The sequence below is a fragment of the Flavobacterium okayamense genome (assembly GCF_019702945.1).
Classification (GTDB): domain Bacteria; phylum Bacteroidota; class Bacteroidia; order Flavobacteriales; family Flavobacteriaceae; genus Flavobacterium; species Flavobacterium okayamense.
The window spans coordinates 1,726,002-1,737,892 of record NZ_AP024749.1; the positions used below are offsets into that span (position 1 = coordinate 1,726,002).

The following is an 11,891-nucleotide window of genomic DNA, read 5'->3' on the forward strand; positions in this document are numbered from 1 at the left end:
TTAGAAATGTTTGTAGTGAGAAATTTTACAAAACTCGCCGTGAGTATCACAATGATAATGTCCGACAGCTTTCTTTTTTGGAGCTTGTGTTTTCATACCTTTGTTTTTAGCTTCAAGCATTAAATTGATAAGATCTGCTCTTTCGTTCTTAATTTCTTCTTGAAGTTTTTCTTGTTTTTGCAAGTCATAGAAAATAGTACCTTCAATAACTGTTTTTTCAACTTTAGCATAAATTGAAAGTGGATTGTCTGACCATAAAACAACATCAGCATCTTTACCAACTTTGATACTTCCAATCTTATCATCTACTTGTAAAATCTTTGCAGGATTAAGGGTAACCATTTTCCAGGCTTCTTCTTCTGAAACACCACCATATTTTACCGCTTTAGCTGCTTCTTGATTTAAACGTCTTGACATTTCAGCATCATCAGAATTAATCGAAACTAAAACACCTTGCTCTTTCATAAGAGCTGCGTTATAAGGAATTGCATCATTTACTTCAAATTTATAAGCCCACCAATCGGCAAAAGTAGAACCTGCAACACCATGTTCAGCCATTTTATCGGCTAGTTTATATCCTTCTAAAATATGTGTAAAAGTTTGAACTTTAAATCCGTAGCGTTCAGCAACCTTCATTAACATATTAATTTCAGATTGAACATAAGAGTGGCATGTGATAAAACGTTTTTTATCTAAAATTTGTCCAAGAACTTCCATTTCAATATCAAAACGCGGCATTTTTTTATTTTTACTTTTACTGTTTTTATAGTTAACCCATTCTTTTTGATATTCCCTAGCTCTTGAGAAGTAATCTTCATAAACTTGTTCAACACCCATTCTCGATTGTGGGAATCTATTTCTTGAAAAATCTCCCCAATTAGATTGCTTAACATTTTCCCCTAAAGCAAACTTTATATATTTCGGAGCATCAGACACTAATAGCTCATCTGGAGTGTAACCCCATTTTAATTTAATGAATGCAGCACGACCTCCAATTGGATTAGCTGAACCATGTAATAAATTAGCTGCTGTAACACCTCCTGAAAGATTTCTGTAAATATTAACATCTTCAGAATTTACAACATCTTCAATAGTTACTTCTGCAGTACAGTTTTGACCACTTTCATTAACACCTCGAGATATTGCTATGTGAGAGTGCTCATCTATAATACCAGAAGTTAAGTGTTTTCCTGTTGCATCTACAATTGTTGCATTTGTTGAAGATAAATTTGATCCTATTTTAGAAATTTTACCATTAACAATTAAAACGTCAGTATTTTTTAAAACACCATCTTTTTCATTTGTCCAAACTGTAGCATTTTTAAATAGTAAAGTTTCTTGTTTAGGTTTTTCAGTTGAACCAAAACCTACATTAGGAAATGTAATCGGAAACATTTTTACTGCTTCATCTTTCTTTTCTTTAGAAGACTTTTCTTTATCTTCAAATTCTTTCGTTAATGTTGCTATCCATTTGCCTTCATTTCCATTTTCAAAAATAATTTTACCTTCAATAGTATTATTAATTTTTAATCCAGAAAGTCTATAAAATTTAGAAGATGTAGTGTCTTTGCTTTTGATTACTAAATTAATCCAAGGTTCAGAAAAGTCTAGTTTTGTTCCATATTCAACACTATCTTTTTCTATTTTAGCTTCTGGTTTTTCAATTTCACCAGATATTTTAAGTTTATAATTTTCATTATTGAAAGTTAAGGTGTAATCACCCCTAATATCAATACTATTCATTTTTTTTACTTCAAACTTTTGACCTTGAATCCAGTTTTCATGAATTACTGTTTTGTCGTCAAAAATATCTCCGGAAGTGATTAAAAAATTTGCTAATGAATTTACTTTTAGGGTTCCAATCTGGTCACTCATGTTAACCAATTTCGCAGGAATTTCAGTTAAGGAAGCTAAGGCTTTATCTTTAGGTAAACCACATTTTACTGCTTTACGCAAGTTTTTTAAAAAGTCACTTTTGTCTTTTAATTCATCCGTTGTAAGTGTAAAAGAAATATTATTATCGTTTAAGATTTTAAGGTTGTAAGGCGCTTGGTTCCAAAAACGCATATCACTTAAACTTACTTGTTGCGCTAAATAAGGATCAGAAACATCATAAGCATCAGGAAAGTTTATTGGAATGATTAGTGAAGAATTTGTTTTTTTAATTTCTTCAATACGTTCAAATTCGTTTCCACTTCCTTTAAAAATGTAATTTACTCCAAATTCTTTACCTATTTTATTAGCTCTTAATATGGAAAGTTTGTCACCAGCATCGAATATTTGAATTAAGTTTTTGTTAGCATTGAAGTTTTCTAATGAAAGGTCTTTTGATTTACTTAATCCTTGAGAATACCATTTTGCATCATGATATACTTGTCTTATTAATGCCATTGAACCCATCAAAGATGATGGGTAACTTTGTCTTGAAAATTTACTTTTTGAAAAAGAAAGATGTTGAGATACTTTTGTATTAAGTATTCTATAGGCATTAGATAAATTATCATTTAATGTCCAAAGTAATCCAGTTCCAGCAATGATTCCATCATTGTGATGACTTAAAACGGTTCCAAAACCAATACTTCTTAACTCTTTAGCGTCTTTTAAGCTGTATTCTAAGTTTTCAAAACTGTTGTATTCAGGCATCACATGATCGTTCCAGTAATATCCTTCTCTTTTAGAATCGTACTGAGGCGACATACTTCTGTCAGGTCTGTTTTGAGGTTTTTGAATTCCAAATTCTGTGAATAAATCAATAAAGGAAGGATAAATTGTTTTTCCTTTTAAATCGATTATTTCAGCATTTTTAGGAATTTCAATTGATTTTCCTAGGGCTACAATTTTACCTTCTTTAATGATTAAAGTAGCATTCTCGATTTTAGTTGACGAAGTTGTTTGAATGTCAACATTAGTAAAAGCAGTATAATTTTTAAAACTTTGTTTAACGCCATCATTTTTAGGAAAATAATCTTGTCCAAAAAGTAATGTACTAAAACACAAAAGAACAAAAAATGTAAGTTTTTGCATAATGGTTAAAATTTTTGCTTAAATATAAATATTAATTTTTTCAATAAAAGATTTCTAATAGCTTTTAACTTTTGTTACTATGAATTAGAAAATGTATTTTTAAAAAAAAATCGAATCATTACGAGGGTAATGAAAATTAAAAAACCTTAATTATAAAATACCGCGTGCTTTAATTTCTAAATATTTATTAATGGTATCAAGAGTTAGATTTTCTGGTTTTGTTAATACAGAATAGATACCGTATTTTTTTAATTCATTTACGATTAAACGTTTTTCAAACGCAAATTTTTCAGCAATAACTTTATCGTAAATTTCTTGAATATTAGTTGCTTTTGTATTAATTAAATCATCTAATTCGGTATTGTTGAAGAAAACTACAACCAATAAGTGGTTTTTTGCAATTCCTTTTAAATAGGGAAGTTGACGATGTAAGCCGTCTAAAGTTTCAAAATTTGTATACAATAAGATTAAACTTCGTTGATTAATATGTTTTTTCACATCGACATATAAACGACTAAAATCACTTTCAAAGAAATCGGTTTTAATATTATATAGGTTTTCCATGATTTGTTGCATTTGACTCAAACGCTTTTCGGCAACAATTCTATTTTCAACTTTTTTAGAAAATGCAAACATTCCTGCTTTATCACCTTTTTTTAAAATTACGTTTGACAGAACTAAAGTTGCATTTATGGCATAATCGAGTAAACTTAGACCATTAAAAGGCATTTTCATAACTCGACCTTTATCTATAACCATATAAACATTTTGTGATTTTTCATCTTGAAACTGATTGACCATCAGTTCGTTTCTTTTAGCAGTAGCTTTCCAGTTTATAGTACGAATATCATCACCTTGAACATATTCTTTAATTTGTTCGAATTCCATAGTATGACCAATTCGTCTAATTTTTTTCAATCCGTATTGATACAAATTATTCGAAAAAGCCATTAAATCATATTTGCGTAATTGTATAAAAGAAGGGTAAGTAGGAACCATTTTATTGTCTTCATACATAAAACGTCTACTGATTAGTCGAAGAGGAGAGGCTACATAAATGTTTAATTTTCCAAAAAAATACTCACCTCTTTCTGTTGGTCGAAGTATATATTTAAAAGAATCTTTAGTTTGAAGGTCAATTTTTCTTTTGATTTCAAAATTGCGTTTCTGAAATTGAAATGGAATTTCATCAATAACTTTTGCCCAAACAGGAAAAGTATACTTGTTATGTAAATAAACGATTATTTCGTTTTCATCTCCATTTGATAATTTTTCAGGAGTATTTCTACTTCCTGTGACTGTTTTTCCTGAAGCAAATAACAATAACACATCAATAATTGTAAAGGTTACCAAAATGTAGAACAAATACCAAGTAGCATTATAAAACATAGGAAAAAAGAACGCTAATAAGAAAAGCGCTATCATTCCCATAAGGCAATAAAAGAAAAAATTATTGAGATATAATTGTTTGTAAAACTTCAGCATTATTATCTAGGAATTTCAACCATATCTATGATTTGCTTAATAATTTCAGAACTTGTGAGTCCTTCCATTTCTCTTTCTGGAGTTACTACTACACGATGTTGTAAAACAGGAATTGCAGCTTCTTTTACATCTTCAGGAGTTACGAAGTCTCTACCTTTTAATGCAGCAAAACCTTTAGCGGCATTTAAAATAGCTATAGAAGCACGAGGTGAAGCACCTAAGTATAAGAATGCATTTTCTCGAGTGTTCATCACAATTTTAGCAATGTATTCCATTAAGTGTGGTTCAATTATAACTTGTCTTATTAAACCTTGGTGTTCTAAAATAGCACTCTTAGAAATAATAGTTGCAATATCTTCTAACTTATTTCTATTCTTTAATTCGTTTTCTTTATTAATAATCGCAACTTCTTCTTCTAAATTTGGATAATTAATATTGATTTTGAATAAAAATCGGTCTAACTGTGCTTCAGGTAAACGATATGTTCCTTCTTGTTCAATTGGATTTTGCGTAGCAATTACTAAAAAAGGATGGTCTAATAAATAAGTAGTACCATCTGCAGTAATTTGACGCTCTTCCATAACCTCAAATAAAGCAGCTTGTGTTTTAGCTGGAGCACGATTGATCTCATCAATTAAAACAAAGTTTGAAAATATTGGACCTTTTTTAAATTCAAATTTTGATTGTGATAAATCGAAAACAGATGTTCCGATGATGTCAGAAGGCATTAAATCTGGCGTAAATTGAATTCTACTAAAGTCTAAACTTAATGTTCTTGCTAATAACTTTGCCGAAATTGTTTTTGCCACACCTGGAACTCCTTCAAGTAAGACATGTCCGTTTGCTAAAATTGCAACTAAAAGCTGATCAATCATTTTGTTTTGACCAACAATTACTTTGCTTATTTCGCCTTTAACTTGAGAAATACTTTCTTGAAGTGGTTGTAAATTTATACGTGATTGAAAATTTACATTTTCATTTTGTTCGTTTTGTTCAAATGTATTTTCCATTATGAATAAAATTTTTCTATTTTATTATTAAGTTCTACAACTTCATTTTCAGTTGCAGTAAATTGATTTCTTAGTTTTTTTATTAAGTGAATTAATTCACTAATTTCTTCTTTAGATTTTCCGCTTTTTTGATGTAATCTATTAATAAAAGTTTCATCTAAATTGAAAGTATCTAAATAATAATCGTTTCTAATTTTTTCAAGGAAAAAGATAATCTTTTTATCAATGATATTCATATAATCTTTTTCTTGATAATATAAATTTCCAATTGTTTTGGTAAAATCTACTGTTGTATTGCGTAATGGCGTTATGATTGGAATAACTCTTTGACGTCTTTTAGCATTAAAAAACATAAATATAACCATTCCGAAAATAGCAAATAACCAAGCCCATTTGAGTGCGGGTTGACTGAAGATAAAACGTAAGGGCGAATCTATCATGTTTTCATTTTGATAGCGTCGAATTTTCCAAAAAACATCTTTCTCTTTCGGAAAATAACTAAGTACATCTTCGGTGTATTTGTAATTATCTTTTAATAAATAATAATTTGTGAATGCTATAGGTTGGCTATGTAAATAGAAATTTCCGTTACCAAAAGGCACTTTTATGAAATTAGCTTGAATTTCTCCTGATTCAGATTTTTGCGTCCCTATGATTGTAGTCAAAGTTGAATCAATTTCGGAAAAAAACATGGCATTTATGCCTTTGTGAAAAGGTTCATATTTTGCATCATTACCAGAGATAGAGAACGAAACAGTATCTTGAAATTCGTAATCGTATTGCATTTTAAAGGCTAACGAATCTTCAAATTGACGTGGGAAATCATTACAACTTATAAAAACATCGTTTCCATGACTAGCGAAATAGAAAATTTCATCTATTGATTCTTCGTCAATCTCAAAATTATTACTTACATAAAAAAATGTACCGTCTATGTCATATTGATAGTCTACAAAATCGTAATGTTTATCAAAAAATTCATAAGGAGATTCGCCAAATTGAGTAACCTTTTGTGGATTAAATATCTTTTCATATTCTTCATTAAAAATATATAATCCAAATGGGATTTTATCATTTAAAGAAAAGGTTTGCCTCCAATTAATCGGTTTTGGTCGATTAGCATCAATAGCCATTATTCCTATTAAAATTAGGAGTAAAATACCGATATATATTTTTAAACTTTTTGGCATTGATTATAAAATGTTTTTTTGAAATGCTTTTTCAGCTTTTTTAAAATCATCTTCAGTTAAATCAAATTCTCCATACCAACTATATTCGTATATGTATGATAAAAACTGAAAATTCTTTTTAGTTTCTAAATTTGAAATTTCGTTGAGATAATCAGCATTTGTTTTTTCAATATCCCATTCAATTATATTTTTATCCGATAATGATTTTAAAAGCCATAAATAATAATAACGAACTGCAATTCGATAATTTTTATTTTGAACAGCATCCTTAACTATTTTATTGAAGTTTATTGTATGAATGTTTTCTTCAACATTTTCTAAAACATCTATTTTCTTTGCTGATTTACTAAAAACCCAACCACCTTCTTTATTAATTATGACTTTTACGATTAAGTAAACAACAAAAACAATTACAATAACAGCAATTACTTTAAAAAGGATTTGTAGTCCACTCATTGAATTTCCAACACCTCCAAAATCAAATAAATCAGCAAAAAATCTTCCTACTGCCTCCCAAAATTTCTCCCAAGCGGAAAGCTCTTTAACTTCAACTAGTGGTTCGTAATTGAATTCATCCCCTTTATAATTATCTTGAAAAGAAGACTCAAAATTACGTTGATTGTATTCAATAGAATCATTAACCGTTTCGTTAAAAGAAAAAGCTGAATTTAATAGTAATAGAAATAAACAGGTTAGTTTACTCTTCATTTTGACCGATTGTATCTATTTCTCTGTTAATGCTAATGTTTTCTTCCTTTTCAGCTGCACTGTAGTATATTATTCCTTGATTTATAAGAATAATATTTTGTAAAGTATAATTGAATAAAATTGAAACAATCATAACTATTGATAACATTAATGTTACAAGTGAAATAGCTTCTTCAGGGTCGTTTTGGACACCTTCTGGATTTACAAAAAAACTCCCCATAACAAAAATGTAAGGTATAAATGTTACAATACTTACCACAACTTGCACAATCATGTACATAACAAAAGTTGACCCAATTATTGGCCAAAAGTTATTACGTAACATATCATAACCTTTTCCTAATGCTTCTGTATAACCAGATTCAGTTGAAATATAATGATAATAACTTAATGAAATCCAACTACTAACAGCTGGTATTACAATAAGTAATAATGGAATTCCTATTATTATCATCATTAAAACAAACATTATTCCCATTATGATTAGCATTATTGGGAATAAAATGAAAATAGAAAACAAAAAGAATAATAAAGAACGACTAATTTTAGATTTTAATTTTTGAATTATTGATGAAGTGTTTATTTCTTTTTGTTCAGCCAATAAGCTTAAGTAACTAACCGGATAAGTGTAATTTATTAAACTCACAACAATTATTAAAACGGTTAGTAAAAGCCCAATAGTAATGAATATTCCTAGGTTTGAATATAATGATTCTGCAAGAAATTGATTATCTCCAACTCGTGCTGCTGAAATAGTTCCTTCAAAAAAGAATCTAATTAAAAAATAGATTGCAACAACAAGTACTAAAAGTAAACCACCATTAATAATGAAGTAGTTTTTATAATAGTTTTTTCCTTCAATCTTAAAGAATGAAAATGTATCACCAACTAATTGACTAAAATCTCTCTTTTTATATACTTGGAACATTTTGTTTTAATTTTTTATGAACTATAAATGGGTAAACTAAATAATAAAAACTTATGATTGATAAAGTTAATAAGATAATACCAACACTTAAGAAGTTGTGCATTACATTTGAATATCTAGTTATATAGCCTTCTAAGAAACCTGCAGCAAATGTAAAAGGCATTGTACTGATAAATATTTTAAAACTATTTTTAAATCCTATTTTGAAAGAATTCATTCTTGAAAAAGTTCTTGGGAATAAAATACTTGCTCCTAAAATAAATCCAGCGGCAGCTTCAATTACAATAGCGAAAATCTCCATTGAACCGTGAATCCAAATACCACGAACACTTTCCCAAAAAACACCTTCTTGGTAGAAAAAATATTGAAATGAGCCTAACATTATACAGTTATTCAATAAAATGTAGAATGTCCCTATTCCTAAAAATATTCCAAAGAAGTATGATAATGCGCCAACTCTAAGATTGTTAAGAGTTATGCCAATAAAGCTTCCCCAATTACTTCCGCTTTTATAAACCGCAACAGGATCTCCTTCTTTAATATTTTCTAATGTCATATTTACATAGCCATCACCTAGAATTAATCTAACAAAGCTTTCATCGTTGTGTGCAGAAACTGCCCCTATAAAAGTTAGTAATCCAAAAGCTATAAACGCATAAAGAACATATCTTCGGTAATCGTAAACCAACAAAGGAACCTCAGTTTTAAAAAAATGTTTAATTCTATTGGTCTCGGTTCTTTTTGTTTTGTAAATTTTTTGATAGGTTTGCGAAGCCAAATGATTTAAGTAAACCGTAGTTTTACTTTTTGGATAATACGTTTGAGCATACGAAAGGTCATTCATCAAATGAATGTACAAATTAGCTAGCTCGTCTGGATTTTTTTTGGTTTTTCCAAAAATGGCTTCTTCAAAGTTGAGCCATTTTTCTTTATTTTGTTTAATAAATGCGACCTCTCTCATGGAGTTGCTAAAATAGGAATTCAAATGCAATTAGCAATAAACACAACGCAAAATGTTGTAATAAATTTTTCAGCGGCATCTGTTGGAGATAGAATTTTAGCACAATTACTAGATGTTTTAGTTAAAGTAGCTTATATTTTCGTAATTATTTTACTTTTTGAAATTTTTGATTTAGATAGATTTTTAAATGGACTTGACGATTGGTCATTAATAGGTTTTTGGAGCGTAATTGCTTTACCTGTAATGTTTTATTCGCTTGTACAGGAGAGCCTTTTAGAAGGTCAAACTGTTGGAAAAAAATTAATAAAGATTAGAGTAATTAAACTAGATGGCTATCAAGCAAGTTTTGGAGATTATTTGATTCGTTGGTTGTTTAGAATTGTAGAAATTTCAATAGGAAATGGAATTATTGCCTTAATTGCAATCATTGCCAATAATAAAAATCAACGTTTAGGAGATATGGCAGCTGGAACTTCGGTAATTTCATTAAAAAATAAGGTAAATATTAATCATACAATTTTACAAGAAGTTAATAACGATTATGTGCCAACTTATCCATTAGTGATAAAACTTTCCGACAACGATGTTAGGATTATTAAAGAAACTTTTGAAGCAGCTATTGCAACCAGAGATTATGGAACTTTAATAAAGTTGAGAGATAAAGTAATACAAGTTACAGGCATTAAAAATATATCGGGTAATGATCAGGATTTTATAAAAACGTTACTCAAAGATTATAATTATTACACTCAAAACATGTAATTATCGTGTTATGTATAAATATCCAGTTAAAGCTTCTGGATAATCTGGGTCATTCAAATACAAAATATAGAAATAAGTTCCTTCAGGAGCTTCTTTATGTCCAATTCCTTCTTCGACATATCCTTTCCAAAATGGTTTAGAATTGTCGCCAACCCATAGTAGTTTACCCCAACGATTATAAACTTCTAGTTTAAAGTTTACAAAAATATCACGTAAACCATCAATGAAAAATTCATCGTTCATACCATCTTCATTGGCCGAGACAGCATTGTAGATTGTGGGCGGACAATTTTCGGTTAATAACTGAAATGAAGTAATTGAATAGCAACCAAAATCGTTTTCAATTCTAATGAAAATATCTTTAGGTGTAGTAGTTGCTAAATAATTGGAAGTATTAAATAATTCATTTGTGTTTAATTCGGCATTTTCAAAACTTTCAAAGAATGCTACATCTAAATCAGGATTATCGGTTACAAAGAACTCATAATTTGAAAAATCAAATAATCCACTAGTTAAGCCTAAATTACATGTAAGTAAATTGTCTAATGGATTAAAAGAGGGTGAAATTAATTGTGTTATCTCAACATCAAATGTATTATTAGTCTCAACTAATTCAGTTTCAAAATTTGTATGATCTACATAGGCTGTTATTGTAAATATATCATTGAGATTTGTTGGTAATGTTAAAGTAATTGTTCCCGATTCGCTTCCGCCAATTGGTATTTCATTGATAGTCATTGAGCTTCCAATCAAAACTCCGTCGATATAAAAACCAATTGGTGTATTGGCTAGCAAAACTTCAGTACTATTAACATTATAAATTGTATAATCTAAAGTAACCAGTCCAGAATCACAGCTCGTCGAGAAGTTATCGATAATAACAGTAGCGTCTGGTAATTGACTATTTAGTTTTGTAATTATTGCGTTAATCATAACATAATCTTGATTAGATGCAAGAGAAATTTGAGCTTCGCTATCACCAATATTTATGTTGTTTTGTATGTCATAAATATCTAAATCCATATTATAAAGCGTGGTAGATCCTGTAACGCTATTGGTACTATTAAAGGCATTGTTTGAAGGATTTAATGGTGGATTACTTAAAATTGACCCGTTAATTTGTAAAGTCTCTCCATTAGCAATTCCAACATCTCCTTCCCAAGCTATAAATCCTATTTTTGCACCTACATCGTCAATGACATTTAAGCTATCCAAAGTAATATCAATAGAATTTGGAACAGCTTGTAAACCATCATAAATGTTGAGTTGGTTTAGAGGTAAACTATTGTTTTCATAAACAACTAGGATTGCCCAACCAGCAAAGTTAGTTCTGTTTTGAAAATATTGATTGATAAAACTTGTTACATCTAAATCACTTAATGTATAAGTTCCATTTCCAGTTGCTTGTACTTGATTAGTAATATCTGCAAAGGCACTAAAATGTGGCCATCCACTACTTGTTTGAATTATAGAAAAAGTTCTTTCAGCTGTAATAGGTATTCCGTTTAAAACAACATCAAAATCTCCAGTTCCGCAACCAGCCCAATAAAGATATGCACGTTCTATTATATCATCTGAGGCTAAATTTAAATCTGCCGAAGAGCTTGTAAGTATTGTAGGAGTAGACATAAATGAATTTTCATTTGTGTTTAATGTATTTCCAACAAATGTAAAATCATATCTACCATTTATTTGTGTATAAAGTGAAATGTCTTGTCCTAAAGTCATTTGACCGAAACATGTAATAAAAATAATTAGACAGATTTTTTTTATCATTTAAACTTGAATAATTTTCTCGAATATACTAAATAAAATAATATTTT

At 29.1% G+C, this 11,891-nt stretch carries 9 protein-coding genes; 1 reads left to right on the forward strand and 8 read right to left on the reverse strand.

Going from position 1 to position 11,891, the window contains the following annotated elements; all coding sequences use genetic code 11:
• The 7 genes from KK2020170_RS08020 to KK2020170_RS08050 all read right to left on the reverse strand — a co-directional run bounded on the left by KK2020170_RS08020 (position 1) and on the right by KK2020170_RS08050 (position 9,306).
• Entirely contained in the window at positions 1-3,024 is a 3,024-nt protein-coding gene (locus KK2020170_RS08020) for an amidohydrolase family protein (protein ID WP_221257818.1), read from the reverse strand.
• 150 nt (positions 3,025-3,174) lie between these two features.
• Positions 3,175-4,455, reverse strand: coding sequence for a DUF58 domain-containing protein (locus KK2020170_RS08025; RefSeq protein ID WP_255567348.1), 1,281 nt, complete (start codon positions 4,453-4,455; stop codon positions 3,175-3,177).
• Positions 4,456-4,511: 56 nt separating this feature from the next.
• Positions 4,512-5,519: an AAA family ATPase gene (locus KK2020170_RS08030; RefSeq protein ID WP_221257820.1), complete on the reverse strand. Its 1,008-nt coding sequence runs from the start codon at positions 5,517-5,519 to the stop codon at positions 4,512-4,514.
• On the reverse strand, positions 5,519-6,709 hold the full coding sequence (locus KK2020170_RS08035) for a DUF4350 domain-containing protein (protein ID WP_221257821.1): 1,191 nt from the start codon (positions 6,707-6,709) through the stop codon (positions 5,519-5,521). The genes KK2020170_RS08030 and KK2020170_RS08035 overlap by 1 nt, the downstream gene beginning before the upstream one ends.
• 3 nt (positions 6,710-6,712) lie before the next feature.
• Positions 6,713-7,417 (reverse strand): DUF4129 domain-containing protein, encoded by a 705-nt coding sequence (locus KK2020170_RS08040; protein ID WP_221257822.1) that lies wholly within the window; start codon positions 7,415-7,417, stop codon positions 6,713-6,715.
• Complete coding sequence (locus tag KK2020170_RS08045; protein ID WP_221257823.1) at positions 7,407-8,345, reverse strand: hypothetical protein; 939 nt, start codon at positions 8,343-8,345, stop codon at positions 7,407-7,409. Before KK2020170_RS08045 ends, KK2020170_RS08040 begins: the two co-directional genes overlap by 11 nt.
• On the reverse strand, positions 8,329-9,306 hold the full coding sequence (locus tag KK2020170_RS08050; RefSeq protein WP_221257824.1) for a stage II sporulation protein M: 978 nt from the start codon (positions 9,304-9,306) through the stop codon (positions 8,329-8,331). Before KK2020170_RS08050 ends, KK2020170_RS08045 begins: the two co-directional genes overlap by 17 nt.
• A 24-nt stretch (positions 9,307-9,330) precedes the next feature.
• Here KK2020170_RS08050 and KK2020170_RS08055 point away from each other — a divergent pair, with 24 nt between their 5' ends.
• Positions 9,331-10,068, forward strand: coding sequence for an RDD family protein (locus KK2020170_RS08055; RefSeq protein ID WP_221257825.1), 738 nt, complete (start codon positions 9,331-9,333; stop codon positions 10,066-10,068).
• Here the strand turns inward: KK2020170_RS08055 and KK2020170_RS08060 are convergent, their stop codons facing one another.
• Entirely contained in the window at positions 10,069-11,844 is a 1,776-nt protein-coding gene (locus tag KK2020170_RS08060; RefSeq protein ID WP_255567297.1) for a T9SS type B sorting domain-containing protein, read from the reverse strand.
• Positions 11,845-11,891: the final 47 nt, after the last annotated feature.